A 21,703-nucleotide genomic window follows, 5' to 3' on the forward strand; every position below is an offset into this window, starting at 1 on the left:
CGCAGGGGGCTCCTCGCTGCAGCTGGCGGCGCCGGCGGCTCACGTCCTGAGCGGTTCACGTCCTGAGCGGCTCACGTCCTGAGCGGATCAGAACCGATCCGGCGCAGATCCGATCCGGCTCAGAAGAGCAGGTTCGCCATGCGCTTGCGGGCCGGTCCGACGCGGGGGTCCTCGGCGCCGGCGACCTCGAACAGCTCGAGGAGGCGCGCACGCACCGCGTCCTTGGTCTCGGCGTCGGCTCCGCGCAGCAGGTCCAGCAGGCGCCCGAAGGCATCCTCCACGTGGCCGCCGAGCATGTCGAGATCAGCGACCAGGAGCTGCGCCTCCAGGTCCTCGGGTGCCTCCGCGGCGGCGGTGCGGGCGGCCGCGAGATCGGCGTCGGCGGTGCGCCGCATGAGCTCCACGGAGGCCAGTCCCGCCTTCGCCTCGGCGTCGGCGGGGCTCTGCTGGAGCTGGCGACGATAGGCGTCGACGGCGGCGTCCAGATCGCCCTTCTCGATCGCCTCGTAGGCCTCGGCGATCAGCGGCGGCAGCGGCTCCTCGACCTCGGCCGGCGGCTCCTCGCCCTCGGCGGCGCTGACGTCCAGGCCCTGCTGGCGGGCGAGCTCGACGACCTGGCCGACGAGGGTCTCGACCTCCTCCGCCGGCAGCACCGACTGCGCGATCGGCTGCAGCTGGCCGAGGACCAGCAGCAGCAGCGTCGGCAGCTGCTGGACGCGCAGGGCACCGGCCACGCGCGGCTGGGTGTCGGCGTCGACGACGGCGAGGCGGACGGCCCCGCCGCGGCGGTCGACGGCATCGCGGAGGCTCTGCAGGAACACCGCGCCCTCGGGGACTCGACCGCTCGTGACCACGAGGAGCGTCGCGACGCTCTGCGAGTCGGCGACCAGCTGCTCGAGGCTCTGCTCGGTGACGGCGACCTCGTGCGCGCCGGGGGTGCCGCCTCCGGAGGCGCCGCCGGCACCGCCGACGGGCTGCTTGAGCGAGGCGAGGTCGATGATGCCGTAGGGATCGGTCACGGAGCTGCTCCTAGTACGGGGTCTGCCGCGGGACGGGGTCTGCCGCGGGAATCAGGACCCCACCAGTGTAGTGAGATCCGCAGGGACTCCGCTGGGCGCCGGCTCTGCAGTCGCACGGCCCCACGGCCGCGCGGCGCCGCGGTCGCACGACCGCACGGCCGCGCGACCGTTCGCTCACTCGACCGTCGCGCCGAGCGGGATGCGGGTCGCACCGATCGGCTGGATCTGGCCGCCGGCCTCCTCGGAGGGGATGTACAGCGCGACCGTCGTCCCGAAGGTGCGGGTGAAGGTCCCCGTGATCGTCGAGGTCCCGATGATCTCGACATAGCGGCCGTAGAACTCGTTGTCGCTGTCGAGGGTCACCGTCGCCTCGTTGAGGAGGGTCATGGTGCGCTGGGAGGTGAGGGTGGCGATGACGAGGGCGCCTCCGTCGTCGGTGCGCAGGCCGGCGAACTCGCCCTCCGTGACCGTGTACACCTCCTTGATCGTCGCGTACTCGTCACGACTCGCGTCCTCGGCGTTCTTGACGTTGTTGAGCATCTCGCGCTCCGCCTGGATCTGCGCGTGGACGCTCGTCTGGTACGGGTTGTCAGCGAGCAGATCGTCGGCATCGGCCGCGGTCCCGTCGCTGAGGACCTTCGCATACAGGGCGAGGGCATCGCCCGGCGCGGAGATCAGGCCCGCCTCGTCGATCGCCACCGTCGCCGAGCCCACCAGGTCGCTCGGCACCGTCGGCATGTCGACGTCCTGCGCCTGCTGGGCCCAGCCCCAGGCGGTGTACGGCGACTTCGCATCCTGCTGCTGGAGCGCCATGAAGAAGGGGACGCCGCTGTCCACGGAGTCCGAGACGAGGCCGATGACGGTCCGCGGGAACTCCGCGGAGGTCGAGGTCATCGGGATCACGAGCTCCGCCGAGGGCGTCGCGAGGGCGTCCTTCCAGGCGTCGTCCTCGGTGATCATCGCGTAGAGGGACTTGCGGAAGGACGCAGCCGATCCGGTGACGCGCGGGGCGAGAGCATCGGCGTCGAGCGCCTCGTCGGCCGCGACGATCGCGGCGTTGACCGCCGCGACATAGGTGCTGAACTGCTCGGAGTCCGCGAGGGGGGTCGGCACCGCGAGCTCGGGGCCCGTCGGCGGCGCCGGCGGGAGCTCCTCCTCCTGGGAGCAGGCGCTGAGGGCGCCGCCGACCAGGACGCCGCCGACGCCGAGGAGGAGGCTGCGGCGCCCGAGGGCCGGGAGTGCGCGAGGGGTGCGGGCGGGGCGGGTGCTGCGGCTCATCGGGGCTCCTCCGTGTCCTGCGGGTCGCTGTCGTCGATCGGCGACAGCACGGCGGTGGATTCCGCCGGGGGCACCTCGCCGGCGCCGGCGCGCTCGCGGGTCATGCCGCCGGGGACGGTGATGATGGTGCTGTCCGCCTCGTCGTCCGCATCGACGGCGCCGGCCGGGCCGAGGTCATCGGCGGCGCCGGAGGGGACGACGCTCCATTCCTCGTCCGCGGCTGCGTCGTCGTCGGCGATGGAGGTGGCGGTGGCGGTGGCGCGATCGTCGGCGTCGTCGGCGATGCTGCCGACGGCCGCCGCTGCGGCGGGCGCGGAGCGCTCGACCGAGGAGTCCTCGAGATTGTCGTCGAACTCCTCCTCGAGCTCGTCCTGCTCGCGGCGGCGTCGGCCGGAGCCGAGCGAGACGACGAGCAGCACGAGACCGATGACCGCGACCGCCGCCCCGCCCGCATAGGCGTAGGGCACCCATTCGTTGGCGGCGTCCACGGGCCAGGTGATGCTGATCGAGTCAGCGCCCGCCGCCGTGCCGTCGGTGACGATGAGGATCGCGCGGTAGACCTGCTCGTCCTCGCCCGTCTCCGCCGCATGGAAGTCGGCGATGTCGATCGTGGTGGTCGCGTCGCCGGTGTCCACCGTCCGCCACAGGTCGGAGGAGGTGGGATCGGTGATCTCGGCGGCGCCGTCGTCGTCGGCGGATTCCGTCGACAGGGTCGTCCAGGAGCTCGCCCCGGTGATCCGCGTGTGGTGGACGCCCTCGAGGTAGGCGTCGATGTCGGCGTTGGAGGCGGTGATGTAGGTGACCGCGGAGGCACCGGTGATGGTGACCTCGCCCTCGGTCCCGCCGATGTACAGGACACCGGGATCGATCACCACGGCCGGGCCGGGATCGCTGAGCGTCACGGAGGCGGTCGCCTCGGTGGCCGGAGCCCAGGTGGTCTCTCCGAGGCGGCCCAGCGCGAGGCCGATGAGGCCGACCAGCACCAGGAGCACGGCAAGCAGTCGTTGCACGGGAGCTCTCCTTCTAGGGTCGCCGGGTCGCGCCCGGACATGGGTCCGACCACGATACGGCTCCCCCGGCGCACCGCAACAGCATCCCGACGGGATCTGCATCCCAGCTCACTGCGCCCCGGCACCGCCCCGCGCCGTCCTGCGTCGTCCCGCGCCTTCCGCGCCGTCCTGTGCCGGGACGCGGTCCCGTAGACTCGTCGGGTGCGTCTCGTCGTTGCCCGCTGTTCCGTCGACTATTCCGGACGGCTCACCGCCCACCTGCCCCTGGCCCCGCGCCTGCTGATCGTCAAGGCCGACGGCAGCGTGCTGATCCATTCCGACGGCGGCAGCTACAAGCCGCTGAACTGGATGAGCCCGCCCTGCACGCTCCGCGTCTCCCGGCGCGACGACGCCGAGGTCGAGGCCGATCCCGAGGGCGACTGGATCGAGCAGTGGGACGTCACCCACGCGAAGACCGGTGACACCCTGCGCGTGCGCCTCCACGAGATCTTCGAGGACAGCTCCCATGAGCTCGGCGAGGACCCCGGCCTCCAGAAGGACGGCGTCGAGGCCCACCTCCAGGCCCTCCTCGCCGAGAACATCACCACGCTCGGACCCGGCTGGACGCTCGTGCGCCGCGAGTACGGGACCGCCATCGGGCCCGTCGACATCCTCGCGCGCGACGATGCGGGCTCCGCCGTCGCCGTGGAGATCAAGCGGCGCGGCGAGATCGACGGCGTCGAGCAGCTCACCCGCTACCTCGAGCTCCTCAACCGCGACCCTCTGCTCGCCCCTGTGCGCGGCATCTTCGCCGCCCAGGTGATCAAGCCCCAGGCGCGCGTCCTCGCCGAGGACCGCGGCATCGCCTGCGTCACGCTCGACTACGACGCGCTGCGCGGGATCGACGACTCCGAGTCCCGCCTCTTCTGACCCCGCCGTTCCCGCTCGCGAGGAGACCCCATGCCCGACAGCACCGCCCCCGTGAGCACCGCGTCCGAGAACACCCCACCCGCGAGCAGCGTGCTCGAGGCGGACCTCGCCCTGCGCTCCCCCGCGGTCCTCCCCGACGGGTACTGCCCCGACGCGCTCGTGCTCGTCGCCGGCTCCCGCATCCTGTGGGCCGGTCCCGCAGTCTCGGCCCCTTCCTACGCCGCACGCAGCGAGCGCCGCCACGACGGCCTGCTCCTGCCGGGGCTCGTGGACCTGCACTGCCATGGCGGAGGGGGCGCATCGTTCCCGGACGCCGACGGCCCCGAGGCCATGCGCACCGCCGTCCTCGAGCACCGCCGCCACGGCACGACCTCCGTCGTCGCCTCCCTCGTCACCGCCTCCTCGGCGACGCTCCGCGACCGCGTCCGCGACCTCGCCGTGCTCGCCGCCGACGGGGATGTCGCCGGGATCCACCTCGAGGGCCCCTTCATCTCGGTCGCCCGCAAGGGCGCCCAGAATCCCGAGCACATCCGCGCAGGCGACGCCGCCCTCGTGCGCGAGCTCGCCGAGATCGCCGACGGAGCGCTCGCGACCATGACCCTCGCCCCGGAGACCCCGGGAGCCGACGACGTCGTCCGCGCCCTCGCGGAGAGCGGCGCGCTCCCCTCCCTCGGCCACACCGACGGGTCCAGCGCCGACATGACCCGCCTGGTCGCCGTGTCGCGGGACGCGCTGCGGCGCGCGAAGGGCCGCAGCTGCCGGCCGACCGCCACGCATCTGTTCAACGGGATGCGCCCCATCCATCATCGCGATCCCGGTCCGGCCCTCGCCGCCCTGGATGCCGCGGCCCGCGGCGAGCTCGTGGTCGAGCTCATCGCCGACGGCGTCCACCTCGACGCCCGGACCGTCGCGCACGTCATGACGATCGCCGCCGACGATGCGGTCGTGCTCGTCACCGACGCGATGGCCGCGGCCGGCATGCCCGACGGCCGATACCGCCTCGGAGCCCTCGACGTCACGGTCGACGAGGGCGTCGCGACCCTCACCGAGGGCGGTGCGATCGCCGGCGGCACCGCGCATCTGGTCGATGTCGTCCGCTTCGCCGTGCAGCGGGCCGGCGTCGATCTCGCCCGCGCCGTCCACGCGGCCTCCTCCGTCCCCGCGGCGGTGCTGGGGCTCCAGGACGAGATCGGGTCCCTGCGCACGGGGCTGCGGGCCGATCTCCTCCTCGTCGACGCGGATCTGCGGCCCGTCGAGGTCCTCCGCGCAGGCGCGAAGGTCTGACCTCCGGAGGGCCCGGCTCCCGGCGGTCCTGACATCCGGCGAGCCGGTCGCGTCGGTCGCCGTCGCCGAAGATCAGTCGGTGTCGCCGATGACCTGACCGGTGGGGGCCGCCTCGAGCCAGGCCGTCAGGACGGGCGTGGCCTCGCGCTCGACGATCGCCTGCACCTCACGGCCGTCGACGAGGAGGAGCGTCACGAGGCATTCCACCGGCGCGCCCTCGACGCGCACCGGCAGATCGCGCCGCTGCACGTCCTGGATGTCGCTGCGACGCAGCGAGAGCGACGACCCCGGGTGCAGGGACGCCATTCGGTACCAGCGGATCCGCTCCGTGCTGAAGCGGACGACGCCGTGCTGCCACGCCTTCCCGCCGACGAGACCGCGGCGGCTCAGATCGCACTCGATCGTCCCCGGTCGCCGGTAGACCAGCAGATGGCGCGCCACCACGAACAGCGCCAGAACGACGATGAGCACCCCGATCCCCACGAGGAGGATCGGGATGCTCACGTGCGTCATGGATGGGCTCGGCAGCTCAGCGGGTCGCGCTCAGGCGCTTGGCATGATCCACCGCGATGGTCACGACGTCCGCGTCCATCGAGATGAAGCCGCCATGGACCTCGCGCTCGGTGACGTCGCCGTCCTCCGCGATGATGCGCACGACACCGTCGCTGAGGATCGCGAGCGTCGGCTGCATGCGAGGCAGGATGCCCATCGATCCGTCGGCGGCCGGGACCACCACCTGCGAGGCGCGACCGGACCACACGGTCCGATCGGCCGTGACGAAGGTGACCTCGAGGGCAGTCACTGACCGAGCTCCTTCTGGATCTTGTGCCAGTTCTCGAGGACCATGTCGATGCCGCCGACGTTGAAGAACGCCTGCTCCGCGATGTGGTCGAACTCGCCGTCGCAGATTCCCTTGAAGCCCTCGATGGTGTCGCGCAGCGGGACGTCCGAGCCGTCGACGCCGGTGAACTGCTTGGCGAGGTGCGTGTTCTGCGAGAGGAACTGCTGGATGCGGCGAGCGCGCGAGACGATCACCTTGTCCTCCTCGGACAGCTCGTCGACGCCGAGCATCGCGATGATGTCCTGGAGCTCCTTGTTGCGCTGCAGGATCTGCTTCACGCGCACCGCGGTGTCGTAGTGGTCCTGGCCGATGTAACGGGGATCCAGGATCCGCGAGGTCGAGGACAGCGGGTCGATCGCCGGGTACAGACCGCGCGAGGCGATCTCACGGGACAGCTCGGTGGTCGCGTCCAGGTGGGCGAAGGTCGTCGCCGGGGCCGGGTCGGTGTAGTCGTCGGCCGGCACGTAGATCGCCTGCATCGAGGTGATCGAGTGGCCGCGGGTCGACGTGATGCGCTCCTGGAGCACACCCATCTCGTCCGCCAGGTTCGGCTGGTAGCCCACGGCCGAGGGCATGCGGCCCAGCAGCGTGGAGACCTCGGAGCCGGCCTGCGTGAAGCGGAAGATGTTGTCGATGAAGAGCAGCACGTCCTGCGACTGCACGTCGCGGAAGTACTCGGCCATCGTCAGGGCCGACAGGGCGACGCGGAGGCGCGTGCCCGGCGGCTCGTCCATCTGGCCGAAGACCAGTGCGGTCTTGTCGATGACGCCGGACTCCGTCATCTCCTCGATCAGATCCCAGCCCTCACGGGTGCGCTCGCCGACGCCGGCGAACACGGAGACGCCGTCGTGGTTGTTCGCCACGCGGTAGATCATCTCCTGGATGAGGACCGTCTTGCCGACGCCCGCGCCGCCGAACAGGCCGATCTTGCCGCCTTGCACGTACGGGGTGAGGAGGTCGATCGACTTGATGCCGGTCTCGAACATCTGGGTCTTGGACTCCAGCTGGTCGAAGTTCGGCGCCTTGCGGTGGATGGGCCAGCGCTCGCTGACCTGGAGGGACTCCGGGTCCTTGTTCAGCGGGGTGCCGGTCACGTCGAAGACGGTGCCGAGGGTCGCGTCGCCGACGGGCACCGAGATCGGTGCGCCGGTGTCGAGGACGGCCTGGCCGCGGACGAGGCCGTCGGTCGGCTTCAGCGCGATGGCGCGGACCATGCCGTCGCCGAGGTGCTGGGCGACCTCGAGGGTCAGGGTCGAGGGCTCGAGGCCCGCGCCCTCCACGGCGATGCGCGTGGTGACGGCGTTGTACAGATCGGGGATGTTGCCCGGAGGGAACTCGATGTCGACGACCGCGCCGGTGACGCGGGCGATACGACCGGTCCCCTGCTGCTGGTCAGCAGCCGGGGCGGTGGGGGCGGGGGTGCTCATGTGCTTCTCTCCAATAGGTCAGGCCGGCGCTCGGTGCGCGTCGAGGCGGCTCAGCGTTCCTTGCGACCGGATCCCGAGAGCGCGTCGGCGCCGCCGACGATCTCCGTGATCTCCTGCGTGATCTCCGCCTGGCGGGCCGAGTTGGCCAGGCGCGTGAACTTCCGGATCTGGGTCTCGGCGTTGTCCGTGGCCGTCTTCATCGCGCGCTGCGTCGCCGCGTGCTCGGACGCGATCGACTGCATCAGGATGTTGACGATGCGGGACTCCAGGTATCGCGGCATCAGCTCGTCCATGACGTTCTCGGCGTCCGGGGCGAACTCGTACAGCGGGTAGGTCGGCGAGGTCTCCTCCTCGGCGCTGTCCACGACCTCGATCGGCACCAGGCGGGTGGCCCGGGCGACCTGCTGGAAGCGGCTGAGGAAGCGGGTGCCCACCAGGTAGAGCTCGTCCAGGTGCTCGGCCGGGTCCTCGTGCAGGAGATCCGCGGTCACCCGCTCGGCGATCTCATGGCCCAGACCGGCCAGCTCCGCCTCCGAGTAGGGCGCCCACGCGACATGCGGGGGGCGGTTGCGGAACTTGTAGTAGGTCTCGCCCTTGCGGCCGACGACGTACAGCACGGGGGTCTTGCCCTCGGCGGTCAGCTTGTTGCCGAGCTCCTCCGCGGTGCGGATGACGTTGTGGGAGTAGGACCCCGTCATGCCGCGGTCGGCGGTGATCAGCAGGATGCCGACCCGACCGCTGGATGAGCGGTCGCGGTCGAGGAAGGTGTGCTCGACGTCGGTCGAGTGCGTGGCGACCGCACCGATGGCACGGGTGATCGCGTCGGCGTAGGGCGTCGTCGCGAGGACGCGCGCATGCGCCTTCGAGATGCGCGAGGCGGCCACCATCTCCTTGGCCTTGAAGATCTTCTTCATGCCCTGGGCGGAGCCGATCCGCTGCTTGTAAACCCTCTGCTGGGCTCCCATGTCTCTCCTTCGCGGGGATGATCCTGCCGGTGTCCGACGCCTCCCGCCCTCGCGGGCGGGAGGCGATCAGGATCATCCGCGGACGATGCGCTCCTGGTCGATGTCCTCGTCGGACGCGCTGGAGTGGACGTCCTTCACCGCGGCGCCCTGGCCCTTGGCGGCCAGGAAGTCGCGCTTGACCTGCTCGAGGATCGTCGTCGCCTGCTGCTCGGTCTCGTCAGAGAACTTCTGCGAGCCGCGGATGTCGGCGAGGACGGTGCCGTTGTGGCGCAGGTGCTCGAGGAGGTGCGCCTCGAACTCCCGGACGTCCTCGACCTCGATCTCGTCGAGCTTGCCCGTGGTGCCGGCCCAGATCGAGATGACCTGCTCCTCCACCGGGAAGGGCGAGTTCTGGGACTGCTTGAGCAGCTCCATCAGACGGGCGCCGCGGCTGAGCTGCTGCTTGGAGGCGGCATCCAGGTCCGAGGCGAACATCGCGAAGGACTCGAGGTCGCGGTACTGCGCGAGCGAGATCTTCAGCGTGCCGGAGACCGACTTCATCGCCTTGATCTGCGCGGAGCCGCCGACGCGGGAGACCGAGATGCCGACGTCGACCGCCGGGCGCTGGTTCGCGTTGAACAGGTCCGACTGCAGGAAGCACTGGCCGTCGGTGATCGAGATGACGTTGGTCGGAATGTAGGCCGACACGTCGTTCGCCTTGGTCTCGATGATCGGGAGGCCGGTCATCGAGCCGCCGCCCATCTCGTCGGACAGCTTCGCGCAGCGCTCCAGCAGACGGGAGTGCAGGTAGAAGACGTCACCCGGGTAGGCCTCGCGGCCCGGCGGGCGGCGCAGGAGCAGCGACACGGCGCGGTAGGCCTCGGCCTGCTTGGACAGGTCGTCGAAGACGATGAGGACGTGCTTGCCCTCGTACATCCAGTGCTGGCCGATGGCCGAGCCGGTGTAGGGGGCGATGTACTTGAAGCCCGCCGGATCGGAGGCCGGGGCCGCCACGATCGTGGTGTACTCCAGCGCGCCGTTCTCCTCGAGGGTCGCGCGCACCGACGCGATGGTCGAGCCCTTCTGGCCGACGGCGACGTAGATGCAGCGGACCTGCTGCGAGGGGTCGCCGGTCTCCCAGTTCGCCTTCTGGTTCAGGATCGTGTCCAGGGCGACGGTGGTCTTGCCGGTCTGGCGGTCGCCGATGATCAGCTGACGCTGGCCGCGGCCGATCGGCGTCATCGCGTCGATCGCCTTGAGGCCGGTCTGCATCGGCTCCTTGACGCTCTTGCGCTGCATGACGCCGGGCGCCTGCAGCTCGAGGGCGCGGCGGCCGACGGTCTCGATCTCGCCCAGGCCGTCGATGGGTGCGCCGGTGGGGTCGACCACGCGGCCGAGGTAGCCGTCGCCGACGGGGACGGAGAGGACCTCGCCGGTGCGACGGACCTCCTGGCCCTCCTCGATGCCGGTGAACTCGCCGAGGACGACGGCGCCGACCTCGCGGAGCTCGAGGTTCAGGGCGAGACCGAGGGTCCCGTCCTCGAAGCGCACGAGCTCGTTGGCCATGATGTTCGGCAGGCCCTCGATGCGGGCGATGCCGTCGGCCGACTCGGTGACGCGGCCGATCTCCTCGCGGTCGGGAGTGCCGGCCTGGTAGGTGGACACCGCCGTGTCCAGGGCGTTCCGGATGTCCTCCGGTCGGATCGTGAGCTCAGCCATCGGAGTGCTTCGCTTCCTCTCGTCCCTCGCCGGTGCGAAGGCAGTCGTCGTGATGCTTGGGGTCGCCGGGGGCGGGGCCGTCAGGCCACCAGGCGGGTGCGTGCCTGCGACAGGCGCGCGAGGACGGTCGCGTCGTAGAGATCGTCGCCGACCCGGATGCGCAGGCCGCCGACGACGTCCTCGTCCAGGTCGTAGTTGGCCTGCACCTCGCGCCCGTACACCCGGGCGAGGATGGAGCCGAGCCGTGCCTGCTGCTCGGCGGACAGCGCGCGAGCGCTGGTGACCACGGCCAGGAGGCGGCTGCGTCGCGCGGAGGCGAACTCGGCGAAGCCGAGCAGCCGACGCGCGGGCTTGAGGTCGCTGCGCCGGGCCACGGCCCGACGGGCCAGCACCACGGTCAGCGGGTGAGCCCGGCCCTCCAGCAGTCGCGAGAGGATGCCCTCGCGCTCGGACGGCGTCTCCCGGGCGTCATCGAGGGCCCCGCTCAGAGCGGCGCTGTCCTCGATCAGCCGGGAGATCTGGAAGAGCTCCTCCTCGACCTGCTCGAGCGCGCCGCCGCGGGCGGCCTGCTCCAGCAGCGCCTCGATGCCGAGCTGCTCGAGGGCGTCCAGGACGTCCTCCTGCTCGGACCAGCGGCGACGGACGACCTCGAGCGCGAGCTCGAGGGCGGCGGGGACCACGCGGCCGGAGAAGAGCGAGCGGACGACGCTCTCCTTGACCTCGGCGGGCCGGCCGCCGTCGCTGAGCGTCCGCACCAGCTGATTGCTGGAGTCGATCGCATCGGCGATGGAGAAGAGGTCCCCGGCGGTCTGCTCGAGCGGCGCATCGCCGCGAAGCAGCACCTGGGATCGCTGGGTCACCTCACGCAGGGAGGTGGAGGAGGTTCCTCGCATTGTCGGTCCTTATCGGGTCGCGGGCTGGGCCGACTCGAGGTCGTCCAGGAACCGGTCGATCACGCGGCGGGAGCGCTCGTCGTCGGAGAGGGACTCGCCGACGATCTTCGAGGCCAGGTCGCTGGCGAGAGTGCCCACCTCGCCGCGCAGCTGGGCGGCGGCGGTGGTCCGCTCCGCGGTCAGCTGCTGACGGCCGGCGGTCAGGATGCGGTCGTTCTCGGCGTCGGCGCGAGCCTTCGCCTCCTCGACGATCCGTGCGCCGTCGTGGCGAGCCTGCTCGCGGATCGCGGCGGCCTCCTGACGGGCGGCGACCAGCTCCTGCTCCTGCTGATCCTTGAGCTGGTCGGCCTGCTGCTGGACCTCTTCGGCCTTCTTGATGCCGCCTTCGATCTTCTCCGCCCGCTCATCCAGCACGGCGGTGAGCCGCGGGAGGACGAACTTCGAGAAGACGGCGATGAAGATGACGAGGAAGATGAACGTCCAGACGATCTCCGGGACCTGGGGAATCAGGAGCTGATACCCAGGAACGTTGTCTTCAGCCTGAATCATCGGGGCTGCCTCAGAAGATGAAGCCGGTGACGATGGCGAGCAGCGTCAGGATCTCGGTGAAGGCGATACCGATGAACATCGTGGTCTGCAGCTGGCCGCGGAGCTCGGGCTGGCGCGCCATGGCCTCGGCGGTCTTGCCGACGATGATGCCGATGCCGATGCCGGGGCCGATCGCTGCGAGACCGTAGCCGATAGCCGCGACGTTGCCTTCGAGAGCGGCGAGGAGCGTGGTGTCCACAGGGGTTCCTTTCGGTTGTGCCGACCGGTCGGACGGCAAGAATGTGGGGTGGAGGGGAAACGTCAGGGGCGGACGATCAGTGCTCGTCCGAGGTCGCCATCTGGATGTAGACGGCGGACAGCATCGTGAAGATGAAGGCCTGCAGGGCGGCGACGAAGATCTCGAAGCCGTAGATGCCGATCGCGAGCGCGCCGGAGAAGGGCGCCAGCGCGATCAGGGCCGTGCCCGAGAACAGCAGCGCCTGCGTCATGCCGATGAACACGACCATCATGATGTGACCGGCGACCATGTTGGCCAGCAGTCGGATGGTCAGCGAGGCCCAGCGGATGAGCACGACCTGCAGGAACTCGATCGGGACGAGCAGGAGGTAGATCGGCTTCGGGACGCCCGGGGGCATCGTCTCGTGCTTGAGGTACCCGCCCAGTCCGTGCTTCTTCACACCGAAGTAGACGTAGGTGCCGAAGGTCCACAGGGCCAGCAGCAGCGGCATGCCGATGACGGAGGTGCCTGCCAGGTTCAGGCCGGGGACCACGCCGCCGAGGTTCATCGCGAAGATGAAGAAGAACATCGTGATGAGCATGGGGGCGAACTTCTTGCCCTCGCGCAGGCCCAGCGTGTTCTGGATGACCGTGTTGTTCACGAACTCGATCAGGATCTCGACGATGCTCTGCACGCGGCCCGGCACCAGCTTGGCGCGGGAGGCGATGATGCAGGTGGCCGTCAGCACGACCGCGAGGATGATCAGTCGGACGAGCTGGACCCGGTTGAACTCGAACCAGGTGCCGTCGAAGAGGATCGCTTCGGGGAAGAACTCCGCGATGCTCGGCACATGGAACTCGAACCCTTCGGCGAGGAGGCTCACAGTGGCGTCGGAGGTGTTCAGCGCGATCTCCCGTGGTCGTCGTGGTGTGATCCGGCCGCAGCTTCCTCGGGGCCCTGCAGGCCGGGAGCATGGTGGTCCCGGCCCGGCCGTCCCGGGTCACGTCAGCCTGGATGGTCGTGCAGCGTCCTTGCAGCAGCCGGTGGGTGTTCCGGTGTGCATCGCACGACGACCAGGGACCGCCCTCCTGGGGAGGAAGGGCGATTCTGCGAGGGCCCAGGATCTGCCGTATCCGACCCGCTTCTGCCTCCTTGTGGAGCAGGGGATCCGATGCCGATCAGACTTACGTCCCGGCCGTGCGAGGACAGTTGGGAGCATATCAGAGGGTCAGCGCTCTCCGCCCGGTCCGGCCACCTCCAGGCGGGGCCGGCTGCGGACCATCTGGACCGCCTCGGTGACCGCCGCGGCGATCGCTCCAGCCAGCAGGGCGATCCCCAGCCATCCGCGAGCCATCCATTCGGCGTCGCGGAGCAGAAGAAGTGCGATGATCAGCACGAACATCTTGACCATCCAGCTGCCCATGAGCACTGTCGCCCATGCCATCGGAGGCAGCGAGCGCGAGATCCGGGCGCCCGCGAGAGTGGGCAGGGTCACGACGAGGGCGAGCGCCGAGCCGACCAGGGCACCGTTCAGCGCCCCCTCTCCCCCGGCCGTGGCCGCGAGGGCGATGACGATCGCGTCGATGACGATGCCGACGCCCACGGCGATGAGGAGCGCACGCATCATCATGCGGTCGTTGCGGGCCCGCGCACGGGCGATGTCGGCGTCCGTCGGCTCGCCGACGGCGTCGGTCGCCCGCGCTCCGCGGTCGTCGTGGGGGTCGGTGGTCTCATGCGCGGGCATCGCGGTCCTCGGTGCTCTCTGTGTTCTCGGCGAGGGCTGTGCTCTCGGTGCGGGACGGGGCGGGCTCGGCGTCGGCGCGCCGCCCGGCGCGCCGACGCCGGAGCCGGCCGACGGGGTCGAAGGTGAGCAGGAGGGCGACGACGAGGCCGCACGCCCAGAAGATGAGGACGGGCCTGGTCGGGAGCTGGAGCGGCAGCAGCAGCCCCACGCAGATCACGACCGTCCAGAAGTACATGATGAGCACGGCGGTGCGCTTGGAGTGCCCCAGCCGCAGCAGACGGTGGTGCAGGTGCGCCTTGTCGGCGTGGAAGGGGGACTTCCCCGAGCCGATCCGTCGCACCACGGCGAGGCCGAAGTCCAGGAACGGGATGATCATGACCCCGATCGGCAGCAGGATCGGGAGGAACTGCCCGAAGAAGTCCGCGCTCGAGAGGCGGGCCGGATCCACCTGGCCGGTGACGGCGATGGTGCTCGCGGCGAGAAGGAGCCCGAGGAGCATCGACCCGGTGTCGCCCATGAAGATCCGGGCCCGATGCATGTTGTGCGGGAGGAAGCCGAGGCAGGCGCCGATCAGCAGCGCCGTGACGAGCGTCGCGAGGGAGGAGTAGTCCGTCGCGGAGGCGCTGCGCGTGAGCGTGTACGCGTAGAGGAAGAAGGCGGCGCCGCCGATGGCCATCACGCCGGCGGCGAGACCGTCGAGACCGTCGACGAAGTTCACCGCGTTCATGCTGACGACGACCACGAGGACGGTGAGGATCAGCGCCGTATGGGGCGACAGCAGCGTCACTCCCCCGATCGGCAGCGTGACCAGCTGCACGCCCTTCCAGGCCATGAGCAGCGCGGCGAGCACCTGCCCGGCGAGCTTGGTGACCCAGTCCAGATCCCATTTGTCGTCGGCCGCTCCGAGCAGGCAGACCAGCCCGGCGGCGCCGAGGATCGCCCAGGGCTTCGAGCTGTCGTGGAAGACCGGATGGAGGAAGGGGACGTTCGCGGCGATCAGCATCGCGGCGGCGACCCCGGCGAACATCGCGATGCCGCCCCAGCGCGGGGTGACCGCGTCGTGGACGTCGCGCTCGCGCACCGCCGTCATCGCTCCCGCCCGCCGCGCCAGCAGCCGGACCGCGGGAGTGGTCAGGTAGGTCACTGCCGCGGCGACGAGCAGGACGAAGAGGTAGACCCTCACCCGTCTGCGGAGCGGACGGGGTCGTCGGAGGCGGCCGTCTCCGCGGGCGCGCCCTCGACATCGGCGGCGACCCCGGGCTCGGGCTCAGCGGGCAGATCGAGCGCCGGGGCGATGGCCTCGCCCTCCGACTCCTCGGCGGCGTCGCCCTGCGGCGCTCGGTCCGCGGCCGTTGCGTCGGCGCGGACCGTCGGGTCCTCGGCGCCCTCCGCGGTCGCCGACGCCGCGTCCCCTGCGGCGGCGTCCTCTGCAACGGCGTCCTCTGCGGCGGCTTCGTCCGTCGGCTCCGACTCGGGGGCGGTGAAGATGTCGCCGACGGCGGCGACGATCTCCTCGCGCGTGAGCGTGCCCTCGCGGACGATCTCCGCGGGCGTCACGGTGGTGTCGATGATGGTGGAGCTGGTGCCGAGGCGGGCCGGCCCGCCGTCGAGGTAGATCTCGACGCTGTCGCCGAGCTGCGTGGCCGCGTCGAGGACACTCAGCGCCGCCGCCTTCCCATGGCGGTTGGCGCTCGAGACGGCGAGCGGACCCGTTCGCCGCAGGAGGTCGAGGGCGACCTCGTCGTCGGGCATGCGCAGGGCCACCGTGCCGCGTGTCTCGCCCAGGTCCCAGGTCAGGGAGGGCTGCGCCGAGAGGATCAGGGTCAGTGCGCCGGGCCAGAACTCCTCAGCGAGGCGCTCGGCGTACTCGGGCACGTCGACTGCGAGGGCGAGCAGGACGGCCTGGTCGCCGACGAGGACGGGCGGCGGGGTGTCCCGGCCGCGGCCCTTGGCGTCGAGCAGGGACTGCACGGCGTCGGGATCGAAGGCGTCGGCGCCGATGCCGTAGACGGTGTCGGTCGGCAAGACGATCAGCTTGCCGTCGCGGACGGCCTCGACCGCCGCCTGGAGGGCGTCCTCGCGGGACTCGGGGTTCTGGGTGTCGTGCACGCTCACCGGGTCAGTCTCTCACTTCCAAGGGATCGGATCCTGTGCCGCGACGGGCGACGAGGAATCGGTCGCGCCCGGTGAGGTCCCGGGCGGTGCGCACGGCGGTGAACCCGCCGATGTCGTGGGCGGCCTGCCGGGCGATCGCTCCCTGCACGTCGGCATGCTCCATCACGAGGATCCCACCCGGACGCAGCAGATGCGCGGCGATCTCGACGACGCGGCGCGGGACCTCCATCCCGTCCGCTCCCCCGCCGTACAGCGCGCGCTCCGGATCGTGCTCGCGCACCTCGAGATCGCGCGGGATCGCGTCCGGCGGGACGTACGGCGGGTTGGAGAGCAGGAGGTCGACCGTCCCCGGGGCCGCGCCCGCCGCGGCGATGCGGTCGAGGGCGTCGGCGTCCAGCAGATCGGCCTGCAGCACCCGGCCGCGGCCGGGCCCCGCCGCCTCGGTGTTCTCGCGGGCGAGCTCCGCGGCGGCGGCGTCGAGCTCGACCGCGAGGACACGGGCGGCGGGCAGCTCGTCGAGCGCCGCCGCGGCGAGGGCGCCGGAACCGGTGCACAGGTCGACGACGGAGGTCGGCAGGGCGTCGGCCTCCTCGAGCGCGATGTCGATCGCGAGCTCCGTCTCGGGCCGCGGGATGAAGACGCCGGGGCGCACTCTCAGGGTGAGCCGACGGAACGGCGCCCGTCCGAGGATGAGCTGCAGCGGCTCGCGGGAGGCGCGTCGGCCGACGAGCGCCGCCAGCCGCGCGTCGAAGTCCTCCGGGAGCTCATCGAGCAGGACCAGGGGACGGTCGGTGCCGGCCGCCTCGGCGATCAGGGCGCGGGCGTCGACGCTCGGCGAGGGCACGCCCGCCGCGCCGAGCCGTGCGGTCGTCTCGGCCAGGGCCGCGCGGAGCCGGAGGCGCGGCGGCACGGCGGAGGCGTCCGCATCGGTCGCGGGGAGGGGGTCCCTGGACTCCAGGGGTTCCATTGATCAGTCCTCCTGCTGCGCGTCCGCGGCCAGCCGGGCCTCGCGCTCGGCGGCGCGGGCGGCGGCGACCAGGGGGTCGAGGTCGCCGGCGAGCACCTGCGGGAGGTTGTTGGCCTTGTAGCCGGTGCGATGGTCGGCGACCCGAGACTCGGGGAAGTTGTAGGTGCGGATCCGCTCGGAGCGGTCGACCGTGCGCACCTGCGAGCGACGGACCGCCGAGGCCTGGGCGTCCTGCTCCTGGCGCCGCACGTCGAGCAGACGGGTGCGCAGGATCCGCAGCGCCTGCTCGCGGTTGCGCAGCTGGCTCTTCTCGTCCTGGCAGGAGGCGACGATGCCGGTGGGCAGATGGGTCACGCGCACCGCGGAGTCCGTGGTGTTCACGCTCTGTCCGCCGGGACCGCTCGAGCGGTAGACGTCGATGCGGAGATGGGCGGGGCTCATCTCCTCGGCGAGGAGCTCCTCCTCGTCCGCGGCGTCGGCCTCGGGGAGGACGAGCACGCCGACGGCGGAGGTGTGGATGCGGCCCTGGGACTCGGTGACGGGGACCCGCTGGACGCGGTGCACTCCGGCCTCGTGCTTGAGATGCGCGTAGACGCCGTCGGCCGCGGCGGTGCGGGAGGCGATGGCGGCGGTGACGTCGCGCAGGCCGCCGAGCTCGGACTCGGAGGAGTCGAGGATCTGGACGGTCCAGCCGTGGCGCTCCGCATAGGCCCGGTACATGCGCAGCAGCTCGGCGGCGAACAGGGCCGACTCCTCGCCACCGGCGCCCGCCTTGATCTCGAGGATGATGTCGCGGGCGTCGTCCGGGTCGCGCGGGGCGAGCAGGTCGTCGAGCTCCTCGCCGAGGGCGGCGACGTCGGCGCGCAGCTGCTCCGCCTCGGCGGCGAGCTCGGGATCGTCCTGGCCCAGCTCGACGGCGGCCTCGAGGTCCTCGCGCGCGGCGGCGAGGCGGTCGGCGGCGGCGACGACGGCTTCGAGCTCGGCGTAGCGGCGCCCGACGGTGCGGGCGCGGGCGGCATCGGCGTGCAGGTCGGGGTCGGCCATGTCCGCCTGGAGGCGGGCGTGCTCGGCGCGCAGCGGGGCGAGCCGGTCCTCGGTCTCGGACGTCATCGCGCTCCTGCCCTCCGTCTGCTCAGCCCTGTGCGGGCGCTGCGCCGGTCCGGCGTCGGACCGATCCCGGTGCGGTCCCGGGCGAGGTGCGGATCCGGGACCGGATCGCCGCCCGCGGGGGCCGCCTCGTGCTCCGCATCGATGCGGACACGACGACGCCGGCGCACGCCGCAGGGCGCGCACCGGCGTCGGAAGACGAGGTCAGGCCTTCTTCTTGCCGTAGCGAGCCTCGAAGCGGGCGACGCGGCCGCCGGTGTCGAGGATCTTCTGCTTGCCGGTGTAGAAGGGGTGGCATGCGGAGCACACCTCAGCGCGGATGACGCCGTCCTTCTTGGTGCTGCGGGTGGTGAACGTGTTGCCGCAGGTGCAGGACACCTCGGTGACGACGTACTCCGGGTGGATATCGGCCTTCATCGCACTCTCCTTATGCTTGAGTCGCTGGGTCGGCGCCCGGCGGGCACCGTGAACCAGAACCGACCTACGATTCTGCCACGACGCAGGCCAGGACGCGAGACGGCGCGGATGCGGCGTGCGCAACACCGCACCCGCTCCCCCGCCGGGGCGGGCGGGGCGGAGCACCGGCCCTCGGGCCGCACCGCGGCCGGCGCCCCGACCCCCGACCCTGCTCAGGCGGAGTCGCGGACGATCAGGCGGTAGGCGACCGTGCGGCTCGCCTCCGGCCCGTCGTACGGGAGACGGCCGGCGAAGATGCCGTCGACGAGGTCGACCGCGTCGCGGGCGGCCTCGGCGAGATCGACCCCGAGGGTCGTCAGCTCCGGATGCGTGAGGGTCCCGATGCTGAGGCCGTCGATGCCGACGACCCGCATCTCGCCGGGCACCTGCACATCGAGCTCGCGCAGGCGCTTGAGGACGGCGAGGGCATGGGCGTCGTTCCAGCCGAGGATGACCTGCGCCCCCTCCTCCAGCGCGCGCGGCACCTGCTGCTCCTCATCCCCTGCGCGACCACCGGGACCATCACCGGAACGGGAACCGCTGCCGGAGCCGGGGATCACCGTCACGTCGAGGCCGTGCGCCGCGAGCGCCGCGCTCAGCCGCGCCGCGCGCGGCGTCCGCTCCTCCTGGACATCCAGCAGCGCCAATCGCCGAGCGCCGACGGCGCGCAGATGCTCGGCGAGGGCGCCGAGCGCCGCGGAGTCGTCGAAGCGCACTCCTGCGACCGGCTGATCGGCAGGGGCGTCCAGCCGCACGAGCGGCATCCTCGTCGGGAGGTCCTCGCCGGTCGCGACGGGCAGGCCGTAGCCGAGGAGAGCATCGGCGCGGCGTGCGAGGTCGAGGGCGACGGAGGTCGGATCCGCGGCGCCCCCGGTCTCGGCGAGCACCACGTTCCATCCGCGCGCGGCGGCCTCGCGGACCACCGCCCGCGCGATCTCCGGGAAGAACGCGTTGGAGAGGTCGTCGACCAGCAGTCCCAGCGCCGGGGGCCCTGCCGAGACGAGTCCCCGGCCGAAGCGCGAGGGGCGATAGTTGAGCGCCTCGGCCGCTGCGAGGACCCGCTCCCGGGTCGCCGCACTGATCCCGGGCAGATCGTTCACCGCACGGCTGACGGTCTGCCGGGAGACGCCGGCGGCGGCCGCCACGTCGATGATCGTCGCGCGGCGCCCCGGAGCCGGCGTCCCCGCACCGCCCTCATCGGCGCTGTCGGTGCTCTCGTCGGTGCTCACGGACGCGGACCCCGCAGGTCCAGCCAGGCGACCTGCTCCGGCGAGAGCCCGACCGACAGTCCCTGCATCGAGGAGCGCATCTCGGCGATCGAGCGGGGCCCGAACAGCGGGAACGTCGGGAAGGGCTGGGCGAGGACGTAGGCGAGGGCGATCGCCGTGGGCGGCACCCCCCGCTCGTCGGCGAGGGCCCGGGCGCGCTCGAGGCGCTCGAAGTTGCCGTCGGTGTAGAAGCAGCGCACGAGCTCCTCGTCGGAGCGGTCCTCGGGGTGCGCGCGTCCGGCGAAGAAGCCCCTCGCCTGCGAGGACCAGGGGAACAGCGGGATCTGCCGCTCCTCGAGCCACTGCTTGGAGGCCGGATCGGTCACGTGCACGCATCCTGCCCAGGGGACGTCGATCGCCTCGGCGAGGCCGAAGTGATCGCTGAGCAGGCTGAAACCCTGCCGGCCGTTCTCGCGGGCGTACGCGTTCGCCGCATCGATGCGCTCCGGCGTGCAGTTCGATCCGCCGAAGGCACGGATCCGACCGGCTCGCACCTGCTCGTCCATCGCGTCGACGAACTCGCCGACGGGGATCGACGGATCGTCGCGGTGCATCATGTAGAGGTCCGCGTAATCGGTCTGCTGGCGCTCGAGGGACTCGAGGAGCTGACGGGAGATCGACTCCGGGTCGCAGTGCGGCGTGTGCGCGCCCTTCATGATCACGACGACGTCCTCGCGGATCCCGCGGTTGGCGACCCACTGTCCGAGCAGCGCCTCGTGGCGGCCGCCGCCGTAGATGTAGGCGGTGTCGAAGGTCGTGCCGCCGGCCTCGAAGAAGGCGTCGTAGAGCGCGGAGGCATGGGCGAGGTCGGGCTGGTTGTCGCAGCCCATGACCAGGCGGGAGACCCTCTTGCCGATGCCCGGGATCTCCCCGTAGGTCATCGGGGCGTCGTCGGCGACCCGCAGCGGGGCGCCAGACACCGTCGGGATGGCGGCGTCGTCGGTCTCGAACGCGTACTGCAGGCCGATCTGCGCGCGCCAGCTGTCGAGCAGGCGCGCCTGCCCGAGGCTCGCCTCGAGGTCCCAGCCGGGGACGTCGCCGCTGCCCGCCGCGGCGGCGACGGCATCGGCCTCGAGGGCGTAGGGCCAGGCACCGGAGATCTCGATCTCGCGGCGATCCTCGCCGACCACGTCGACCCGGATGCTCTGGCGCTCTCCGAGCGCCCACGGCTCGTCGAGCCGGATGACACCGCGGGTGCCGGTGATGGTGGCCGACTGCGGGTCGTCGAGGCGCACGCCGGTGCGCAGGCTCGCGGTCGCGTCGCCCGCAAAGGTCAGCTGCGCGGTGGCCCATTCATCCACTCCGGTGGGGCCGAGCGAGCCGTGCCCGACGAGCGAGGTCGGCTCCTGGACCGTCGTGCCGGCGGCGGCGCCGGCGACGAGGCGGGCGAGGGACAGCGGGTAGCAGCCGACGTCGAGGATGCCGCCGCCTGCGACGGCGGGATCAAACAGGCGGCCCTCGCGGCGGCCGGTGTCGAAGGAGAAGGAGGCGTCGACGTGGACGAGCTCGCCGATCGTGCCGTCGGCGACGAGCTCGAGGACCTTCAGCGTCTGCGGGTGGAAGCGGTACATGAACGCCTCGAGCAGCGTGCCGCCGGTGCGACGCGCGGCATCGGCCATGGCCATCGCGGTGCCGTGGTTGACCGCGAGGGGCTTCTCGCACAGCACGTGCTTGCCCGCCTCGAGAGCGGCGATCGCCAGCTCGGCGTGCGCGGTGTGCACGACGGAGACGTAGACGGCGTCGACCTCCTCGGAGGCGAGGACCTCCTCGTAGGTGCCGACGACGGCCCCCTCCCCCAGCCCGAACTCCTCGGCGAAGGCACGGGCGCGCTCGGGATCGCGGCTGCCGGCGCCCACGAGGACGCCGTGCTCGGAATGCGGGAGCTGGGTGGCGAAACGGCGGGCGATGCCGCCGGGGCCGAGGACGGCCCAGCGCAGACGGTTGCTCATGAAGACC

Annotated in this window: 22 protein-coding genes; 2 read left to right on the plus strand and 20 right to left on the minus strand. The window is 71.7% G+C overall.

The features are described 5' to 3' along the window. Positions 1-119: 119 nt before the first annotated feature. The 3 genes from ACXET9_RS06785 to ACXET9_RS06795 all read right to left on the minus strand — a co-directional run bounded on the left by ACXET9_RS06785 (position 120) and on the right by ACXET9_RS06795 (position 3,307). Positions 120-1,019, minus strand: coding sequence for a tetratricopeptide repeat protein (locus ACXET9_RS06785; RefSeq protein ID WP_457885731.1), 900 nt, complete (start codon positions 1,017-1,019; stop codon positions 120-122). Positions 1,020-1,193: 174 nt separating this feature from the next. Then, complete coding sequence (locus ACXET9_RS06790) at positions 1,194-2,297, minus strand: hypothetical protein (protein ID WP_457885732.1); 1,104 nt, start codon at positions 2,295-2,297, stop codon at positions 1,194-1,196. Further along, positions 2,294-3,307 (minus strand): hypothetical protein, encoded by a 1,014-nt coding sequence (locus ACXET9_RS06795; protein WP_457885733.1) that lies wholly within the window; start codon positions 3,305-3,307, stop codon positions 2,294-2,296. Before ACXET9_RS06795 ends, ACXET9_RS06790 begins: the two co-directional genes overlap by 4 nt. 201 nt (positions 3,308-3,508) lie before the next feature. On the opposite strand from ACXET9_RS06795, the gene nucS reads away from it, so the two are divergent. After that, complete coding sequence (nucS, locus tag ACXET9_RS06800; RefSeq protein WP_457885734.1) at positions 3,509-4,216, plus strand: endonuclease NucS; 708 nt, start codon at positions 3,509-3,511, stop codon at positions 4,214-4,216. A gap of 30 nt (positions 4,217-4,246) precedes the next feature. Further along, entirely contained in the window at positions 4,247-5,500 is a 1,254-nt protein-coding gene (locus tag ACXET9_RS06805) for an N-acetylglucosamine-6-phosphate deacetylase (protein WP_457885735.1), read from the plus strand. A 72-nt stretch (positions 5,501-5,572) separates the two neighbouring features. Here the strand turns inward: ACXET9_RS06805 and ACXET9_RS06810 are convergent, their stop codons facing one another. From ACXET9_RS06810 to ACXET9_RS06890, 17 genes are all read right to left on the minus strand, one after another. Further along, a complete protein-coding gene (locus tag ACXET9_RS06810) occupies positions 5,573-6,013 on the minus strand; it encodes a DUF2550 family protein (protein WP_457885736.1) in 441 nt (146 codons plus the stop codon). 16 nt (positions 6,014-6,029) lie between these two features. Further along, a complete protein-coding gene (locus ACXET9_RS06815; RefSeq protein WP_457885737.1) occupies positions 6,030-6,302 on the minus strand; it encodes a F0F1 ATP synthase subunit epsilon in 273 nt (90 codons plus the stop codon). After that, positions 6,299-7,768, minus strand: a complete 1,470-nt coding sequence (gene atpD / locus ACXET9_RS06820) for a F0F1 ATP synthase subunit beta (protein ID WP_457885738.1) — start codon at positions 7,766-7,768, stop codon at positions 6,299-6,301. Before atpD ends, ACXET9_RS06815 begins: the two co-directional genes overlap by 4 nt. 50 nt (positions 7,769-7,818) lie before the next feature. Further along, on the minus strand, positions 7,819-8,733 hold the full coding sequence (locus ACXET9_RS06825) for a F0F1 ATP synthase subunit gamma (RefSeq protein WP_457885739.1): 915 nt from the start codon (positions 8,731-8,733) through the stop codon (positions 7,819-7,821). Between the two features lie 72 nt (positions 8,734-8,805). Continuing rightward, the gene (atpA, locus tag ACXET9_RS06830) at positions 8,806-10,431 is read right to left on the minus strand and encodes a F0F1 ATP synthase subunit alpha (RefSeq protein WP_457885740.1); all 1,626 of its coding nucleotides are present in this window, start codon (positions 10,429-10,431) and stop codon (positions 8,806-8,808) included. Between the two features lie 80 nt (positions 10,432-10,511). Continuing rightward, a complete protein-coding gene (locus ACXET9_RS06835) occupies positions 10,512-11,324 on the minus strand; it encodes a F0F1 ATP synthase subunit delta (RefSeq protein WP_457885741.1) in 813 nt (270 codons plus the stop codon). 9 nt (positions 11,325-11,333) lie between these two features. Then, the gene (locus ACXET9_RS06840; RefSeq protein ID WP_457885742.1) at positions 11,334-11,873 is read right to left on the minus strand and encodes a F0F1 ATP synthase subunit B; all 540 of its coding nucleotides are present in this window, start codon (positions 11,871-11,873) and stop codon (positions 11,334-11,336) included. Between the two features lie 10 nt (positions 11,874-11,883). Beyond that, the gene (atpE, locus tag ACXET9_RS06845; protein WP_457885743.1) at positions 11,884-12,111 is read right to left on the minus strand and encodes an ATP synthase F0 subunit C; all 228 of its coding nucleotides are present in this window, start codon (positions 12,109-12,111) and stop codon (positions 11,884-11,886) included. Between the two features lie 76 nt (positions 12,112-12,187). Beyond that, complete coding sequence (atpB, locus tag ACXET9_RS06850; protein ID WP_457885744.1) at positions 12,188-12,973, minus strand: F0F1 ATP synthase subunit A; 786 nt, start codon at positions 12,971-12,973, stop codon at positions 12,188-12,190. A gap of 345 nt (positions 12,974-13,318) precedes the next feature. Then, on the minus strand, positions 13,319-13,834 hold the full coding sequence (locus tag ACXET9_RS06855; RefSeq protein ID WP_457885745.1) for a hypothetical protein: 516 nt from the start codon (positions 13,832-13,834) through the stop codon (positions 13,319-13,321). Further along, positions 13,821-15,017 carry a glycosyltransferase family 4 protein gene (locus tag ACXET9_RS06860; protein ID WP_457885746.1) on the minus strand — a complete coding sequence of 399 codons (1,197 nt, stop codon included), beginning with the start codon at positions 15,015-15,017 and terminating at the stop codon, positions 13,821-13,823. The genes ACXET9_RS06855 and ACXET9_RS06860 overlap by 14 nt, the downstream gene beginning before the upstream one ends. After that, positions 15,014-15,949, minus strand: a complete 936-nt coding sequence (locus tag ACXET9_RS06865; RefSeq protein ID WP_457885747.1) for an L-threonylcarbamoyladenylate synthase — start codon at positions 15,947-15,949, stop codon at positions 15,014-15,016. The genes ACXET9_RS06860 and ACXET9_RS06865 overlap by 4 nt, the downstream gene beginning before the upstream one ends. 4 nt (positions 15,950-15,953) lie before the next feature. Beyond that, positions 15,954-16,916 (minus strand): peptide chain release factor N(5)-glutamine methyltransferase, encoded by a 963-nt coding sequence (gene prmC, locus ACXET9_RS06870; protein ID WP_457885748.1) that lies wholly within the window; start codon positions 16,914-16,916, stop codon positions 15,954-15,956. Positions 16,917-16,919: 3 nt separating this feature from the next. After that, on the minus strand, positions 16,920-18,026 hold the full coding sequence (gene prfA / locus ACXET9_RS06875; RefSeq protein ID WP_457885749.1) for a peptide chain release factor 1: 1,107 nt from the start codon (positions 18,024-18,026) through the stop codon (positions 16,920-16,922). A gap of 201 nt (positions 18,027-18,227) precedes the next feature. Then, entirely contained in the window at positions 18,228-18,440 is a 213-nt protein-coding gene (rpmE, locus tag ACXET9_RS06880; protein WP_457885750.1) for a 50S ribosomal protein L31, read from the minus strand. Between the two features lie 212 nt (positions 18,441-18,652). Beyond that, entirely contained in the window at positions 18,653-19,708 is a 1,056-nt protein-coding gene (locus ACXET9_RS06885) for a LacI family DNA-binding transcriptional regulator (protein ID WP_457885751.1), read from the minus strand. Then, positions 19,705-21,696, minus strand: a complete 1,992-nt coding sequence (locus ACXET9_RS06890; RefSeq protein WP_457885752.1) for an aldo/keto reductase — start codon at positions 21,694-21,696, stop codon at positions 19,705-19,707. The genes ACXET9_RS06885 and ACXET9_RS06890 overlap by 4 nt, the downstream gene beginning before the upstream one ends. Positions 21,697-21,703: the final 7 nt, after the last annotated feature.

Source organism: Brachybacterium netajii (SeqCode), assembly GCF_054114245.1.

Coding starts and splice junctions, on each gene's coding strand:
- ACXET9_RS06840 (WP_457885742.1), bottom strand. CDS start 11,873: ATGATTCAGGCTGAAGACAACGTTCCTGGGTATCAGCTCCTGATTCCC.
- prfA (WP_457885749.1), bottom strand. CDS start 18,026: ATGACGTCCGAGACCGAGGACCGGCTCGCCCCGCTGCGCGCCGAGCAC.
- atpD (WP_457885738.1), bottom strand. CDS start 7,768: ATGAGCACCCCCGCCCCCACCGCCCCGGCTGCTGACCAGCAGCAGGGG.
- atpA (WP_457885740.1), bottom strand. CDS start 10,431: ATGGCTGAGCTCACGATCCGACCGGAGGACATCCGGAACGCCCTGGAC.
- ACXET9_RS06825 (WP_457885739.1), bottom strand. CDS start 8,733: ATGGGAGCCCAGCAGAGGGTTTACAAGCAGCGGATCGGCTCCGCCCAG.
- ACXET9_RS06855 (WP_457885745.1), bottom strand. CDS start 13,834: ATGCCCGCGCATGAGACCACCGACCCCCACGACGACCGCGGAGCGCGG.
- rpmE (WP_457885750.1), bottom strand. CDS start 18,440: ATGAAGGCCGATATCCACCCGGAGTACGTCGTCACCGAGGTGTCCTGC.
- prmC (WP_457885748.1), bottom strand. CDS start 16,916: ATGGAACCCCTGGAGTCCAGGGACCCCCTCCCCGCGACCGATGCGGAC.
- ACXET9_RS06810 (WP_457885736.1), bottom strand. CDS start 6,013: ATGACGCACGTGAGCATCCCGATCCTCCTCGTGGGGATCGGGGTGCTC.
- ACXET9_RS06835 (WP_457885741.1), bottom strand. CDS start 11,324: ATGCGAGGAACCTCCTCCACCTCCCTGCGTGAGGTGACCCAGCGATCC.
- ACXET9_RS06890 (WP_457885752.1), bottom strand. CDS start 21,696: ATGAGCAACCGTCTGCGCTGGGCCGTCCTCGGCCCCGGCGGCATCGCC.
- ACXET9_RS06805 (WP_457885735.1), top strand. CDS start 4,247: ATGCCCGACAGCACCGCCCCCGTGAGCACCGCGTCCGAGAACACCCCA.
- ACXET9_RS06790 (WP_457885732.1), bottom strand. CDS start 2,297: ATGAGCCGCAGCACCCGCCCCGCCCGCACCCCTCGCGCACTCCCGGCC.